16 protein-coding genes are annotated in these 14,667 nt (G+C 40.9%); 4 read left to right on the plus strand and 12 right to left on the minus strand.

What is annotated here, in order from left to right; translation table 11 throughout:
* Window positions 1-100: 100 nt before the first annotated feature.
* Window positions 101-562 carry an Hsp20/alpha crystallin family protein gene (locus DW005_RS10695; protein WP_117479340.1) on the minus strand — a complete coding sequence of 154 codons (462 nt, stop codon included), beginning with the start codon at window positions 560-562 and terminating at the stop codon, window positions 101-103.
* A 140-nt stretch (window positions 563-702) separates the two neighbouring features.
* Entirely contained in the window at window positions 703-1,263 is a 561-nt protein-coding gene (locus DW005_RS10700; RefSeq protein WP_117479341.1) for a hypothetical protein, read from the minus strand.
* Between the two features lie 211 nt (window positions 1,264-1,474).
* On the opposite strand from DW005_RS10700, the gene DW005_RS10705 reads away from it, so the two are divergent.
* From DW005_RS10705 to asnB, 4 genes are all read left to right on the plus strand, one after another.
* Window positions 1,475-2,431 carry a TAXI family TRAP transporter solute-binding subunit gene (locus tag DW005_RS10705; RefSeq protein ID WP_117479344.1) on the plus strand — a complete coding sequence of 319 codons (957 nt, stop codon included), beginning with the start codon at window positions 1,475-1,477 and terminating at the stop codon, window positions 2,429-2,431.
* A gap of 18 nt (window positions 2,432-2,449) precedes the next feature.
* A complete protein-coding gene (gltS, locus tag DW005_RS10710) occupies window positions 2,450-3,637 on the plus strand; it encodes a sodium/glutamate symporter (protein ID WP_022377425.1) in 1,188 nt (395 codons plus the stop codon).
* A gap of 12 nt (window positions 3,638-3,649) precedes the next feature.
* The gene (locus tag DW005_RS10715) at window positions 3,650-3,853 is read left to right on the plus strand and encodes a hypothetical protein (RefSeq protein WP_022377424.1); all 204 of its coding nucleotides are present in this window, start codon (window positions 3,650-3,652) and stop codon (window positions 3,851-3,853) included.
* Between the two features lie 80 nt (window positions 3,854-3,933).
* The gene (asnB, locus tag DW005_RS10720; protein ID WP_117479345.1) at window positions 3,934-5,787 is read left to right on the plus strand and encodes an asparagine synthase (glutamine-hydrolyzing); all 1,854 of its coding nucleotides are present in this window, start codon (window positions 3,934-3,936) and stop codon (window positions 5,785-5,787) included.
* On the opposite strand, the gene DW005_RS10725 is transcribed toward asnB, so the two are convergent.
* The 10 genes from DW005_RS10725 to DW005_RS10770 form a co-directional block, all read right to left on the minus strand.
* Window positions 5,784-6,374, minus strand: a complete 591-nt coding sequence (locus tag DW005_RS10725) for a dipicolinate synthase subunit B (RefSeq protein ID WP_022377422.1) — start codon at window positions 6,372-6,374, stop codon at window positions 5,784-5,786. The genes asnB and DW005_RS10725 overlap by 4 nt on opposite strands.
* Before the next feature lie 4 nt (window positions 6,375-6,378).
* Window positions 6,379-7,158 (minus strand): NAD(P)-dependent oxidoreductase, encoded by a 780-nt coding sequence (locus DW005_RS10730; RefSeq protein ID WP_117479348.1) that lies wholly within the window; start codon window positions 7,156-7,158, stop codon window positions 6,379-6,381.
* A 65-nt stretch (window positions 7,159-7,223) separates the two neighbouring features.
* On the minus strand, window positions 7,224-8,138 hold the full coding sequence (locus tag DW005_RS10735; RefSeq protein ID WP_117479349.1) for a LysR family transcriptional regulator: 915 nt from the start codon (window positions 8,136-8,138) through the stop codon (window positions 7,224-7,226).
* A gap of 17 nt (window positions 8,139-8,155) precedes the next feature.
* The gene (locus DW005_RS10740; RefSeq protein WP_117479351.1) at window positions 8,156-8,965 is read right to left on the minus strand and encodes a HesA/MoeB/ThiF family protein; all 810 of its coding nucleotides are present in this window, start codon (window positions 8,963-8,965) and stop codon (window positions 8,156-8,158) included.
* Between the two features lie 315 nt (window positions 8,966-9,280).
* Window positions 9,281-9,919: a cytidylate kinase-like family protein gene (locus tag DW005_RS10745; RefSeq protein ID WP_022377418.1), complete on the minus strand. Its 639-nt coding sequence runs from the start codon at window positions 9,917-9,919 to the stop codon at window positions 9,281-9,283.
* Window positions 9,920-9,944: 25 nt separating this feature from the next.
* Complete coding sequence (locus DW005_RS10750; protein ID WP_117479353.1) at window positions 9,945-11,243, minus strand: ABC transporter substrate-binding protein; 1,299 nt, start codon at window positions 11,241-11,243, stop codon at window positions 9,945-9,947.
* Window positions 11,244-11,328: 85 nt separating this feature from the next.
* Window positions 11,329-12,045, minus strand: a complete 717-nt coding sequence (locus tag DW005_RS10755) for an ABC transporter ATP-binding protein (protein WP_022377416.1) — start codon at window positions 12,043-12,045, stop codon at window positions 11,329-11,331.
* Window positions 12,042-12,767: an ABC transporter ATP-binding protein gene (locus DW005_RS10760; RefSeq protein WP_117479387.1), complete on the minus strand. Its 726-nt coding sequence runs from the start codon at window positions 12,765-12,767 to the stop codon at window positions 12,042-12,044. The genes DW005_RS10755 and DW005_RS10760 overlap by 4 nt, the downstream gene beginning before the upstream one ends.
* On the minus strand, window positions 12,764-13,762 hold the full coding sequence (locus DW005_RS10765) for a branched-chain amino acid ABC transporter permease (protein ID WP_117479355.1): 999 nt from the start codon (window positions 13,760-13,762) through the stop codon (window positions 12,764-12,766). The genes DW005_RS10760 and DW005_RS10765 overlap by 4 nt, the downstream gene beginning before the upstream one ends.
* Complete coding sequence (locus DW005_RS10770) at window positions 13,759-14,664, minus strand: branched-chain amino acid ABC transporter permease (protein WP_117479357.1); 906 nt, start codon at window positions 14,662-14,664, stop codon at window positions 13,759-13,761. The genes DW005_RS10765 and DW005_RS10770 overlap by 4 nt, the downstream gene beginning before the upstream one ends.
* Between the last annotated feature and the right edge of the window lie 3 nt (window positions 14,665-14,667).

Consider the following 14,667-nt stretch of genomic DNA (forward strand, 5'->3'; position numbering starts at 1 on the left):
CCTAAGTAACAAGTTTAATTATTTCACTTGTCTACCTAGAAGGGAGCATATCAAACCACTTGCCGGTACGGCTCCTTTTTTTCAGATAAGTCAAAACTTATCATCCTTCAATGGCAATGTATTTTTTCTGCTCCACGGCATCTTTATGCTCTTTCTTTGGAACAAACAATTTCAAAATACCATGCTTAAACTCTGCCTTGATATCTTCTTCTGTCACATCTGTACCAACATAAAAGCTTCTCTGACAGGCACCCTCATAACGCTCTTTGCGGATATAATGTCCTTCTTTTTTCTCTTCGCTCTTATCCAAGCCCTTTGCGGCACTCAAAGTAAGATAACCATCCTCTAATGAGGCTTTTACTTCTTCTTTTTTAAATCCCGGCAAATCAATCATAATCTCGTAACCTTCATCGGTTTCGCGAATATCGGTTTTCATCAAATGACCGGCATTTTTACCATAAAGCTTTTTCTCAGCTCTTCTAAAATCTCTGTCATCATAAAATGGGAATCCTCCAAAAAAGTCATCAAATAAATTTTCTCCAAAAATACTAGGTGCTAACATAAGTCATCTCTCCTTTTCTTCATCAAACTAAACTGTTTCAATTAACATGTTACCATTTGATTTTTTCTTTCCTAAGAACCCCTTTCCTTTGTTCTAGTTGTAATATAACACTTATTGTTAGCACTGTCAAGAGGTGAGTGCTAATTTCTTTGTGAAAGTTTTGTGAACTCTTGTCCAAAGCATGCATACCGTGCCTCATAACGCCTTACACATTCCGCCATTGTTTCTGCGTCTCTCTGATAAATAAAGATAATATCTTCTACATCTCGTTTTTCTCCCGCTATTTCCCATAAACGGCTCTCAATCTCCCACGGCATTTTCCGCTCCAGCAGATAGCGGACTCCATAATACTGTAACAGCATGTTCATTCGTTTTTGCTCCGGACAAGACTGTGCTTTTATATAAAAAAACAGCCGATTGCATATATACTCAAAATCATCCACCAGATAAAATACAAAAAGCAAATCTCGGAAGAACTCGCCACTAAGTGTTTCCAGTCTGATTTTCGACTGATACCACTCCGGTATCTGCTCGTTTCCTAAATCTGCTTCATCAAAAGTTCCCTCATATATATTTTTCAATATGCCAAAGCCGTGGCAAAAGACCAGTTCCGGCAGAACTGCCAGCGTATAAATCAAATACTCGTTTTCCGTCAATTTGTCCTTTTTTACTCCTCCCCCAACCATATGCGCTTTTCGCATCTTGATTCCTCCTCAATAATATACCGCATTCTGTGAAAAATAACGATATAATTATACATATATTTAAGTTTTTTGAAAAGGAACAAACGGTATATCCTTACGAAAAATCAGATTTTTCTAAGCAAAAAACGGCAAAAAAATGGATTTCTTGCAATTTCTCAAATATCATGTAAAATAAATTATACCTACAAAAGAAAGGAAATAACATCACATGAAAAAAATATTATGCATTCTGCTTAGTTTATTGTTAGTGCTGCTAAACGGCTGTTCCAGTGATGCGGGAAACATTCGTTTTGGGGCCGCCGGCGTTGGCGGTATGTATTATACGTTCGCCAATAGTTTCACCGGAATTCTTAGTAAAGAGAACGAAAATTATTCTTATGAAGTTAAAAACACCGCAGGTTCCACCGCTAATATCCGATTGCTGTCCAATCACTATATCGATTTAGCGATTGCACAGGCTGATTTAATTCAGGATGCCTATGAGGGAACCGGTGCATTTGATGGTAACATCTGTAAAGACTACAGTGCCATTGCCGGTCTCTATACAGAAGCCTGCCAGATTGTTGTCCGTGCAGACTCATCCATTTATTCACTCGATGATTTGCAGGGAAAACATATCAGTATCGGTGCCTCGGAATCCGGCACAGAGCGAAATGCAAAAGAAATTCTTGCAGCGACAGGATTAACCTCCCGTCTGGTTCAGACAGAAAATTATGATTATACACAGGCCGCCAACCAGCTTTCCAATCATGAAATTGATGCCTTTTTTTGTACTGCAGGTACCAAGACAACGATTATCGAGGAACTGGCAAAGGAGTGTCCAATCCGGCTTCTCAGCCTAAATGAGACATGCTTAAAAAAACTAATGGCATCCTCTCCTTCATATATCCATTATACCATTCCGGCTAACACTTATACCGGACAGGATAAAGAAGTAACAACCATAGGAGTGAAATCTATTCTTTTAGCATCGGATGATTTATCCGAGGACACCGTTAATATAATTACAAAAGCCTTATTTGAGCATAATAAAGATTTACAGTATGCAACATCCCTAAATTTGGCCTTAAACGAAACATCTGCTACAAAAGATATTACACTTCCTTTTCATAAAGGAGCCGCCTCTTATTACAAAGAGAAGAAAATTACCGTTTCGACAAAATAGCAAATAGGAAGGATTACTATGAACATTGAATTTGATATGTACCAGACACTGGCACTTGCCGTTTTGGTACTTTTACTTGGAAGTTTCTTAAAAAAACACATTCATTTTTTGGAAAAATTCTGTATTCCGGCACCTGTTATCGGTGGTTTGTTGTTTGCCATCTTAACCTGCATCGGTTACTCGACCGGACTTGCTGATTTTACCTTTGATGACACCCTGCGCGAAGTATGTATGGTTTTTTTCTTTACTTCGGTTGGATTTCAGGCAAATCTGAAAGTATTAAAAAGTGGCGGAAAATCAATGATTATTTTCCTCTTCTTAGTCATCACCTTAATTGTTTCACAAAACCTGCTTGCAGTTGGTCTTTCCAAACTGCTGCAATTAAATCCGCTTGTCGGTATGTGTACCGGATCAATTCCAATGGTCGGAGGCCACGGTACTGCCGGTGCCTTTGGACCGGTTTTGGAGGATTTTAATATTCAGGGTGCAACCACAATTTGTACGGCTGCCGCAACCTTTGGATTAATTATGGGAAGTTTAATCGGCGGTCCAATCGGCAAGCGCCTCATTGAAAAAAGAAATTTAATGGATACCGTTGCCACCGAAGATGACAGTCTTTTAATTGAAGATGAAGAAAAGCACAAACGCCACACAAACATGTATGCAGCCGCCGTTTTCCAGTTGATTTTAGCAATCGGTCTGGGAACCATTTTTTCCTGGCTGCTTACCAAAACCGGACTTACTTTTCCGATTTATATTGGTGCCATGCTTGCCGCAGCATTAATCCGAAATATCGCTGAGTATACAAATTTTACAACCATTCATATGGGTGAAATCAATGACCTTGGCGGAATTTCATTATCCTTGTTTTTGGGAATGGCAATGATTACTTTGAAGTTATGGGAGTTAGCTTCTCTGGCACTTCCGCTTGTCATTTTGCTTGCTGCGCAGACACTTCTCATCGGCGTATTTACTTACTTTGTTATATTCCGTATCATGGGGCATGACTACGATGCCGCAGTTCTCGCCGCCGGTACTTGTGGATTTGGTATGGGAGCAACCCCAAATGCCATGGCAAATATGCAGGCCTTATGCGACCGCTTTGTGCCATCGGTAAAAGCTTATCTGCTGATTCCACTGGTGGGAAGTCTGTTTGCCGATTTTATCAACAGTTTGGTTATTACATTTTTTATCAACATTATATAAGGAGGTTTACTTATGTTTTTTAAAAAGAAAAAATATATTACAATAAACAATCCTCAGAAAAGTAGAAAAAATTATGATTTGACTTATGATAATGTAGCCATTCCGGAGGTGCATACACATGAGGCTTCTGACAGCACAAATGCAGTCTCCTCGAATGCCTCTGTTGACTATGACAACCTTGCAATTCCTGAAGTACACATTAAGGGGAGGAAGTAATCTTTTTCCCATACATGTTTCCCCCTTTTTTTGCATACAGTATATCATATGGAATTATTTCTTTGCAAAAGGAGGTTACTATGTGCAGCATATCCGGCTTTTATGACCCCACGGCCGATTTTACCGGGCAGCGGGATTCTTTTTTGCATATTTTAGATGAAATGAAACACTGTCTTGCCCACCGCGGTCCTGACGATAATGACAGTCTGCTGACACCACACTGTGGACTGGCACACACAAGACTTTCCATCATTGATTTGGCGGGTGGCCACCAGCCTATGACAAGAGAACTGGATGGCTATCCTTATCATATTGTATATAATGGTGAAATTTACAATATGAAAGAGTTAAAAAATGACTTGGCAAACCATCAGGTTTTTCCAAAAACGAATTCTGACACAGAAATCTTATTATTATCATATTTAACCTTTGGCGCCGATTTTGTAAAAAAAGTCGACGGTATTTTTGCCTTTGCCATTTATGATGAACGGCACAATACACTGACTTTATTCCGAGATTCATTCGGCGTAAAACCACTTTTTTATACCATGATAAATGGAACGATTGTTTTTTCCTCGGAGCCAAAAGGCTGCTTTTGCTTTCCGGGCGTCAAAGCAGAACTTGATGTGGATGGACTCAATGAGATTTTATCATTAGGTCCGGCACGCACGCCGGGAAGCGGCGTATTTTACGGATTTCACGAGCTGCTGCCGGGGTGTTACCTGACGTGCTCTGTTTTTGGAAGAAAAATGACGCAGTATTTCCATCTGGAAAGCAGACCGCATTTTGATTCTTATGAGGAAACCGTTGAAAAAACATCATTTCTGATTCAGGATGCCATCAAAAGACAAATGGTTTCCGATGTGCCAATCTGCACCTTTTTATCCGGCGGTGTCGATTCGAGCGTGGTCTCTGCAGTCTGTGCTGCCGAGTTAAAGAAACAGGGAAAAAAACTCACCACATTTTCCTTTGATTTCATCGATAATGACAAGTATTTTAAGGCGAATTCTTTTCAGCCGTCGCAGGACCGCCCATATGTGGACAAAATGGTTTCTTTTCTGGATTCCGACCATCACTATCTCGAATGTGACAACAAAATGCAGGCGGATTTATTATACCGCTCGGTGGACGCACATGACCTCCCATGCATGGCGGATATTGATTCTTCCTTACAGTATTTTTGCGAGGAAGTCAGCCATTCTCATAAGGTTGTACTGACCGGCGAATGTGCAGACGAGGTATTTGGCGGATACCCATGGTTTCACAGGGAGGAAATGCTTAACTCCGGTACATTTCCATGGACTCCTTCACTCACCCCGCGCAAAGTTCTTTTGAAGGATGACTTAGTAGAAAGTCTTCACATGGATGAATATGTAAAAAATATTTATGACCGGTCAGTCAGTGAAATTAATGTTCTCCCATCCGAAAATGAAATTGAGACAAATAGACGGCGGATTGGTTATTTAAATATCCGTTTCTTTATGCAGACACTGCTAAACCGCATGGACCGCACAAGCATGTTCTCGGGATTAGAAGCACGTGTTCCATTTGCTGACCGCACACTTGTCGATTATGTTTTTAATATTCCATGGGAAATGAAAGCAAAGGACGGACTTGTCAAAAATATACTGCGTCAGGCATCAAAAGGACTTTTGCCGGATGAAATTTTGTTCCGCCGCAAAAGCCCTTATCCAAAAACATACAATCCTTATTATGAAAATTTGTTGGCAAAACGCCTCAAGGAGGTACTTTCCGACTCTGCAAGTCCCCTGCATTCTCTCCTCGATTTAAAGCAGGTCACCCAGTTTTTAGATAATCCAAAAGATTACGGGGCACCTTGGTACGGTCAGCTCATGGCGGGCCCGCAAATGATTGCCTACCTTTTGCAGATTGAATATTTCTTACGGAAATATAACGTATCCATCCGGATTTAAAAGGGAGAGCGGATTACCGGCTGCAGCTGTCTGCCGCAAAGAGCCGCCTCAATCGTATCCGGTATCAGTTCCGTATGGGCAATCATCGACTTCGGTTTCTTTTCGCAGTCATCCTGCCCAAACGGAACAAAATAGAAATTTTTTGTATTCATCAAGAAACCAATGTTCTTTAAACTGGCTCCAAGTGCATCATTGGTAGCCGGTGAAAGAACAACCGGTTTGTCATTTCGCATATGCGCTTTTGCCGCCATCAATACCGGTGTATCGGTAATCCCCGCTGCAAGTTTTGCCATCGTATTTCCGGTACATGGCGCAATTACCAGAATATCCAAAAGTCCTTTCGGGCCAATCGGTTCCGCCTCCTGAATTGAAAAAATCCCACGTTCTCCCGTAATTTCCTGTATTTCGATAATAAAATCTCTCGCATCGCCAAACCGGCAGTTCACGGTCTGTGCGGTCTGGGAAAAAATCGGAATGACCCGATTATCCTCCTTGACAAGCTGCCTGACCACTTCTTTTATTTTCTCATAAGTGCAAAAAGAGCCGGTAAACGCAAAGCCAACCGTACGCTGTTTCTTTTTGCTCATTCCGCTAATCTCCCAAAATTGTTTTCTTAATTACTTCCATAAGTATGCCGGCTGATGACTTCGGTGCATAAATGCCGGGAAGTCCTAAACATAATTTTGCAAAAATCGACGATTCCTGACAATAGGAAAAATCCGTCCCACCCGGTCTTGATGCAATATCAATAATACACACCTCCGGCTTTACTCCCTGCAGCCGCTCTTTGGTAAGAACCGGTGCCGGTACGGTATTAAAAATAAAATCATATTTTGACATTGTATCTTTTGGTGCATCAAAGGAACAAGCCTGATAGCCATAACTTTTTGCCCGCTCTCTCTTTTTCTCCTTCCGCTCCATAACAGTAACGGATGCCCTCCATTGGCTAAGTTTTGCCGCCAGTGCCGCTCCACACGTTCCATATCCAGTGACCAGACACTCACTCCCCTGAATGCTTACACATCCATGGATAAGCGCCTCTGAAACGGCTCCCTCTGCGGTAGCCAGTGCATTTCTCTCCGCCACACCATCTTCTTTGTAATAATCAACTACGCGAATTCCTCGTTCCTTCGCATAATCTATCGCAGTTTCCGGGAATTTACATCCATAAACCACCTGTCCTTTTTGAAATTTTTCTTTATTTTCCCCAAAAAACATGGCAGTCTGTGGAACCGGAAGAAGGATTGCATCGTGATAGCCCGGCTGATAACTCATCGCCTCCATCACCTCATGTCCCTCTTTTTTTAACATTTGCGCCAGATAATACTGCCTTTTTTCTTCCCCCAGAACTAAAAAATGATAAAAAGCCATAATACACTCTCCGATACAGCAGTTGTTATTGTTAGTATATGATATTCAGGGAATCAAGGTCCAAACTAGTTCTCCCCCGCATAAGCAGACTGGTACTTCATAAGTTCCTCAATATAAATTTCACCAAGTGCACTCACTACCGACCCGGCACGATGAATATAGCCAATCTGCATTTTCTCAGATTCCTTTAGTGGAATGGCTAACGAATCATCCCCATTTAATTCCTCGCAAATAATACCGGAACACAACGTGTAAGCATCCAGTCCATTCATCAGATTTAACATCGTTGCACGGTCATTCGCCTTGATAATACGATCATAATCATAGGTGCTTTTCATCTCTTCTGCCAGATAAAAAGAATTGTTTTTTCCCTGGTCAAAAGCCAGACACGGATACGGCTCTAAATCCTTCATCGAAAGTATTTCCCGCCCGGCTAACGGATGCCCGGAGCGCAGATATACATAGGTATCACAGGAAAATAATTCGGTGAATTTCAGCTGATTTTCCCTGAGAATTTTTTCTAACACCTTCCGATTCATGTCATTCATATATAAAATGCCAAGCTCACTTTTGAAATTCCGCACATTTTCAATGATTTCGTATGTGCGCGTCTCATATACAGCAAATTCATAATTTTCCATTCCCGCACGTTTGACTGTCTCTACAAATGCCTTTACCGCAAAGGAATAATGCTGCATGGAAACACTGAATTTCTCTCGGGATTCTTTTTCAATATATCGATTTCGAAGCAGACGGTACTGCTCCGTCACCTGTCTTGCATATCCAAGAAATTCCTCACCATCCGGCGTCACAACAATACCTCTGCTCGTGCGCAAAAAAAGTTCAAAGCCAAGTTCTTTTTCCAGTTCTTTTACAGCCCCCGACAAACTTGGCTGTGAAATAAACAAAGCCTTTGCCGCCTCATTCATTGAACCGTGGTCTGCTACCGCAATTACATATCTTAACTGTTGTAACGTCATGATTTACCCTCCATTCTCTAAATACTGCACCCCGGCATCGGATATTCCTCCGGTCTCAGTTCATGAATATCGGCATGTTCTCCGCATACACGGCATCCTTTTGACGGACTTCCAAAATTCACCGTCCGAAATCTCATCGTCAGTCCATCGAAGGTAAGCATTTTCCCGGTAAGAAGTTCGCCTGCCCCGGTAATATATTTTTGCGCTTCCAAGGCCTGAATACTTCCAATAATTCCAGGAATCGAACCAATAACCCCTGCGGAAGAACAATTGTCCACTGTTCCATCTTTTGGAATTTCTTCGAAAATACACCGATAGCACGGTCCCTCCCCCGGCACATACGTAAGAACCTGTCCGTAAAACTGCCGGATTCCTGCATGACAAAATGGTTTCTTTGCCAATACACAGGCATCATTAATCAAAAATTTTGCCGAAAAATTATCTACCGCATCAATAATAAAATCATACGGCTCAATCAGTGCCATAATGTTTTCCGGGGTAACACGCTCTGCATGCAGATGCAGTTTGACATCCGGATTTAATTTGCGAATCCGCTCTCCTGCCGACTCCGTTTTTTCCACACCAAGCGAATCCATGTCATGAATAATCTGTCTCTGCAGATTTGTTAAATCCACACAGTCACCATCCACAATGCCAATCGTTCCCACGCCACTTGCCGCTAAATATAAAATAGCCGGCGAGCCAAGTCCACCAGCTCCAATCACTAACACTTTGCTCTCTAACAATTTTTGCTGTCCCTTTACTCCTACGCCCTTTAAAATTAAATGTCGCGAATACCGCTGCATCTGTTCCTCTGTAAATGCCATATGTTCTCTCCATTGCTGATTGTTTTTACTGGGATTATATCATTTTATCCGGGGGGATGCAAGGTGATGGGGATGTTTGGCTTTCCGGTTTCCGTAAAGCATCAAGAAAAGTTAGTGATAAGTGGGCGCTCCCGCTAAACAAACGCGTAAGGGTATCGGCATGTAAACGACACATGCCTGATACCCACGTGTTTGTACCCACTTATCACTAACTTTTCTTGATGTTTTACTGGAATCCTGGAAAACAAACCTCAAAAAACTGTCACAAACAAAACACTCCCTCATTTGCGCTTAACTGCTACGGAATTTCTTTTTTTATATCAGTTTGTCACCAAAACGCATTTTCAGGTAATCAATTATAAGGTCGACTGCCCTTTCGCGCCCTACCCGACCAGTGTTAATTGTAAGATCATAACTTGTCGGATTTGTCCAGTAATCTCCACCGGTATAGTATTTATAATATTCTGCACGATACTTATCTGTTTTTGTTATAAGACGATCTGCCTCTTTTTCCGAAACCTGCATTTTCTCCATAATGGACTGCCGGCATTTTTCTCTCGGTGCTTCAATATAAATACTGATAACATTAGGCCACTGTTCAAGTATCTTATTAGCACATTTTCCTACGATAACACACGACTCAAAGTTTGCCAGATCTCTTATAATATAAGCCTGCAGCTGATAAATTGATTCGTCCGACACAAAGTCTTTACTGGCTGGATCCGGCACAGCGGAATAATCGAGCATTCCTTTCATTCTTTTGTGCAGATAAGATCCTCTCAATTTTTCATCAATATCAAAAAATAGTTTTTCATTTAAACCGCTGAATTCAGATGCCATTTTTAATATCCGCTTTTCATAACATGGTATCCCAAGTCTTTTGGCAACTTCATTCCCGATTTCTTTACCGCCACTGCCAAAACCTCTGGCAATTGTAATTACATAATTTTTCATGTCTTCCCTTCTTTCCGGGTGGCAATTACTTCCATCCCTCAAATGTAATTGCCTCAGAAGATGTTGCATATTTTTCCGGCCATAATGTTACCCAGTCATCGCCAGATGCATCTGCCTTGGATAAATCTTTTGGCTGAAACTGTCCACATCCCCAGTCGAACTCTGCACCATTACCACCACTTTCATTCATCTTATAAGGATAACCTGCCAGATTAAATGTATTGTTTGATAAGGCTTCCTGAAGAGCATCGGTTTCTGTTGAATTTGCTTTCTTTGCTGCTTCACAAGCAAGTTCTACTGCCATAAAACCACAGATTACATCATTACTTGGAATTGAATTAAATTCCTTTTTACAATAATCTGCCAGATAATCTTTGGATGCCGATTCGTACTTTTCCTTATAAATTGAATAACCAAGAAATGGCAATTTAGCAGTCGATGGCTCCAAACCACCAAGTTCTGTATTTGGCCATGAAATTGGATCCCAGCTCATTCCCTCAATTACCATAATTGGGGCATAACAATTCATCTCTTTACATTTCTGTACAAGCCTGACACTATCTTCAAAATACTGAGGTGCAAACAGGATATCAGGATTTAAGTTCTTCACTTTCTGCACAGTTGCTGTCCAATCGCTGTTGCCAGGATCAAAAAATTCTTCATAGACAACTTTAAATCCATTTTCCTTTAAAAATTTACCGACAGATTCGCTTACTTCATGACCATATGTCGTCTCAAGATTCAGAATTGCTACTGTCTTTTGACCGGATGTTTTATATTTACTATAATTACTCTTTAAATATTCAAAAACATCTTTCCACCATCCGCCGCCTTTCCATGATTCATCCATCTGTGGATTGGCAATCAATTTTCCATACTGCTCATTCGCTGTATAACTGTCTGCTGCAATACAAAACATCTCTTTATTATGTTTTGCTGCAATTGGAGCTGCTGCCAAAAAAGGTGAGGTATATGGCGAGGTTAAAAGATCCACTTTATCATCACTGATTAGTTTTTCATACAGCGTAGGAATCTTACTCTCATCAAATTCATCATCATAATATTTTAACTCGACTTTTTTTCCGTTGATACCACCATTTTTATTGATGTATTCTACCGCGGCTTTTGCTCCCTTCAGTGTGTTCTGTCCCGCATGGGCACAAGCTCCACTCAAAGTATATGTACCACCAATGATAAGTTTTCCGCCCTCATTACCTGTTTTTTCACCATCAGAAGATGAAGAACCACAGGCAGTGAGGCTCATACCAAGGGCCGCCACCAATGCAGTACTGACTAATTTCTTTCCTATTTTTCGTAGTTTCATAATAAGTTCCTCCTTTACTGTAAAACTATGTTTCTATAAAAATCCACACATCCTTTGCTAAAGATATGAGGGATTTTTCTCTTTTTTATCCACCTATGTAGGAGCTTTTTACCTTTTCTGAGTTAAGAAGCTCCTTAGAGGTTCCTGACATTACAATCCGCCCCTGTTGAACTACATGACCATAATCCGCAAACTGCAGGGCAATCTCCATAATCTGCTCAACGACCAGAACCGGTTTGTTCAGGCGATCCACAAGACGTTTAAGGGAACCATACAATTCCTGCACAACTTTCGGCGCCAGTCCCATCGATATATCATCTAAAAGAAGCAGAGCCGGCTCTTCCATAATCGCTTTACCAATGCTCAGCATTTTCCGCTGTCCGCCACTAAGGGAGCCAGCCAACAAGGCTGATTTAATCGCCAGTGGCTCAAACATATCGTAAACAAGTGATAAATTCTTTGAAGCATTTTCCTTCGCTTTTTTACTAACACAGGAAATCATTAGATTTTCCTCAATTGTAAGATTCGGAAATGTTCCTCCTTCTTCCGGTACCTGGATTACCCCACGCTCCACAATCTTATGCGGAGACAAACCATCCAGACGCTCACCATCAAATACAATACTCCCCTTCTGCAAGGGCACCAGCCCCGAAATTGTCTTCATAATCGTGCTCTTTCCTGCCCCATTCGCACCGATAAGCGCCACCCGGCTGTCCCGCTCCAAAGAGAAATTTATTCCCTGCAACACATTCATCTCTTTTGAATAACCAGCATATACATCGTTATATTCAAAATAACTCATATTTTTCCACCTCCTAGATAAGCATCAATTACCTTAGGATCTGCAATTACCTCCGCAGGCGTTCCCTGAGCAATCAGTTCACCGGCATGAAGAACAACAACCCGGTCACAAATTTCCTTTATGAACATCATAATGTGTTCAATGACAATAATCGTAATTCCCTGATCTGCCAGTTTCTTCATTAACTTCATTCTTTCCCGAATTTCTTCTCCGGACAGACCGCAGGATACTTCGTCAAATAATATAATTTCCGGATTGCACGCCAGAGCACGGGCAATTTCCACGTTTTTTTTATCTGGCAGTGAAAGATTGTTTGTTGTTATATCTTTTACTGCATCCAAATGCGTCAGTGACAGAATCTCATCAAAGGACAATTTTACTCCTTTTCCACTCCGTCCCGCATTCGCACGGGCAACCTTAATATTTTCTAAAGGTGTCATGCTTTCAAATGGTGCAACCATCTGAAAACAACGGCCAATTCCCATTTTGGAAATTTTATGTGGTGCAACACCGGAAATGTTCATTCCTTTATAAAGAACACTTCCACTTAACGCACGATAAATTCCACAGATAATGTTAAATAACGTTGTTTTTCCTGATCCATTCGTTCCTATGATTCCAAGAACTTCGCCTTTTTTTACCGATATATTAATATCAGAAAATAACTCAAGTCCCCCAAATCCCATAGTCAGATGTTTCATCTCCAAGATAGGTTCATTCATTCAACCACCTCCGCTTCCTTGTGCGTATTTTCATCCTTTTTTTCTTTTTTATTTCGTATACGGATTAACAATTTATCTGTCACCTGACAGATGCCAACCCAGATACCCTGTTTCATCAACATCATAACAAGAATCAAAATGAGTCCAAGTACCAGATTGTGTCCACCACTTACTGTAATCATACTTCTTGCTGTTTCCTGAACAATAATCAATATAGCACCGCCAATCACCGGTCCCATTACGGTTCCACAGCCGCCAACGTATGCCCCCAGTAAAATATCATTACTAATTGCTGTATCAAAGGTTGCTGTTGGTGTAATATGCATCTCATAGAGAGCATACAGTGCCCCCGCAAGTCCTGTTATCATAGCTCCAATTACCAATGCTTTTGTCTTTGTTCGATACAGATTAATGCCAATCATTTCTGCTGCTTCCGGTACATCACGAACTGCCTTAAAACTAAGACCCAACGGACTTTTCACCAATAAAGCAACACCGATTACCGTTAAGATTGTCAAAAAAACAATGAGCGGGTACAAAAACTCCGGTGATACAAATTTCACAAACACACCTTTGCTGGCAAATAAAAACTGACTAGATTTAAAAACATTTAAAAATATTACACCGAGTCCAAACGTTCCAATCAAAAATGACAAGCCTTTGATTCGTAAAAGTGGATAAGAAATTATCCATGCAAACAAACCAGCAATAATAACACCAAGAATCACCAAAATCGGCAGCGGCAGGTCAATGTTATAACCTCCCGGAAGGGCAACCGCATAAGCCCCTATACCAAAAAATACAGCATGTCCAAACGATACTTCTCCAATATACCCGCCTAACAAATTCCATCCCTGACCTGCAATCAGGAATAAACAGATATATACAATAAAACTGGACAGATACGATTGATTACTGGCATGAAAATATGCCAGATAAGCAGCCATTAAAATGGCTCCGCCAATAAGGCTGAGAATCAATTTTTTTGCTTTCATGCAGCCTGCCCCCTCTCATTCTTTTTGCGGTAAAACAAACCATTTGGCTTAGCTACAAGAATAATTAACAAAACAATATAAATCATTGCTGTTGCCAGGTTTGGAATCCAGAAATAAATGGTCATTGCCTGTACAATCCCCATGAGGATTCCCGCTGCCACCGCTCCTTTGAGATTTCCCATAGTTCCCAGAATTACAGCGACCCATCCCAAAAACGTCAGATCAAATCCTTCTGCCGGACTAAGAGAGTTAGTCAATGCATAAATAACACCGGCCACAGCCGCTAACGAACTTGAAATACCAAATGTAATTGCACAAATACGATTTACAGGAATTCCCGTAAGTTTTGCTGTTGTAGTATCAGAACTGCAGGCACGAATACGGATTCCCAGATTTGTCTTTTTTAATATCAATTCCACTGCTGCAATCAATACAATTGTAAGAATAAATGCTATGATATGCACAACGGGAATCGCGATACTGCCAATATTAACCGTAGCATTTCGATAAGGAACATTTAATGTCTTATAGGTACCGGAAAAAAGGAAATATTCAACAGCCATAATACACATACCAATTCCCCATGAAACCATAACCTGTCCTTCATAGCGTCCTTTCCATGTTTCCAGCTTCATAAATGGTTTCATAAAAATATTTTGTATCCAGTATCCGATAAGGAAAAAGAGTGGAATTAATACAATCAATGTAATGAACGGATCAACCCCAAACATTCGAAATGCCTGATAGCACAGATATCCGGCTAAAATTGTCAAATCGCCATGCACAACCGAGCAAATCTGCAGCCTTCCTAAAATCAGGGAACAGGAAAGTCCAAGAAGTGCATAAATGGTTCCTGTTCCAATCCCTCCTAATAACGACTGTAAAAAACCAAGAAAATTCATAAA

It is taken from the genome of Clostridium sp. AF36-4 (assembly GCF_003435975.1).
Classification (GTDB): Bacteria; Bacillota; Clostridia; order Lachnospirales; family Lachnospiraceae; genus Eubacterium_F.

Coding starts and splice junctions, on each gene's coding strand:
- DW005_RS10695 (WP_117479340.1), bottom strand. CDS start 562: ATGTTAGCACCTAGTATTTTTGGAGAAAATTTATTTGATGACTTTTTT.
- DW005_RS10705 (WP_117479344.1), top strand. CDS start 1,475: ATGAAAAAAATATTATGCATTCTGCTTAGTTTATTGTTAGTGCTGCTA.
- DW005_RS10725 (WP_022377422.1), bottom strand. CDS start 6,374: ATGAGCAAAAAGAAACAGCGTACGGTTGGCTTTGCGTTTACCGGCTCT.
- DW005_RS10715 (WP_022377424.1), top strand. CDS start 3,650: ATGTTTTTTAAAAAGAAAAAATATATTACAATAAACAATCCTCAGAAA.
- DW005_RS10750 (WP_117479353.1), bottom strand. CDS start 11,243: ATGAAACTACGAAAAATAGGAAAGAAATTAGTCAGTACTGCATTGGTG.
- DW005_RS10760 (WP_117479387.1), bottom strand. CDS start 12,767: ATGAATGAACCTATCTTGGAGATGAAACATCTGACTATGGGATTTGGG.
- DW005_RS10740 (WP_117479351.1), bottom strand. CDS start 8,965: ATGGCATTTACAGAGGAACAGATGCAGCGGTATTCGCGACATTTAATT.
- DW005_RS10755 (WP_022377416.1), bottom strand. CDS start 12,045: ATGAGTTATTTTGAATATAACGATGTATATGCTGGTTATTCAAAAGAG.
- gltS (WP_022377425.1), top strand. CDS start 2,450: ATGAACATTGAATTTGATATGTACCAGACACTGGCACTTGCCGTTTTG.
- asnB (WP_117479345.1), top strand. CDS start 3,934: ATGTGCAGCATATCCGGCTTTTATGACCCCACGGCCGATTTTACCGGG.
- DW005_RS10770 (WP_117479357.1), bottom strand. CDS start 14,664: ATGAATTTTCTTGGTTTTTTACAGTCGTTATTAGGAGGGATTGGAACA.
- DW005_RS10745 (WP_022377418.1), bottom strand. CDS start 9,919: ATGAAAAATTATGTAATTACAATTGCCAGAGGTTTTGGCAGTGGCGGT.
- DW005_RS10735 (WP_117479349.1), bottom strand. CDS start 8,138: ATGACGTTACAACAGTTAAGATATGTAATTGCGGTAGCAGACCACGGT.
- DW005_RS10700 (WP_117479341.1), bottom strand. CDS start 1,263: ATGCGAAAAGCGCATATGGTTGGGGGAGGAGTAAAAAAGGACAAATTG.
- DW005_RS10765 (WP_117479355.1), bottom strand. CDS start 13,762: ATGAAAGCAAAAAAATTGATTCTCAGCCTTATTGGCGGAGCCATTTTA.
- DW005_RS10730 (WP_117479348.1), bottom strand. CDS start 7,158: ATGGCTTTTTATCATTTTTTAGTTCTGGGGGAAGAAAAAAGGCAGTAT.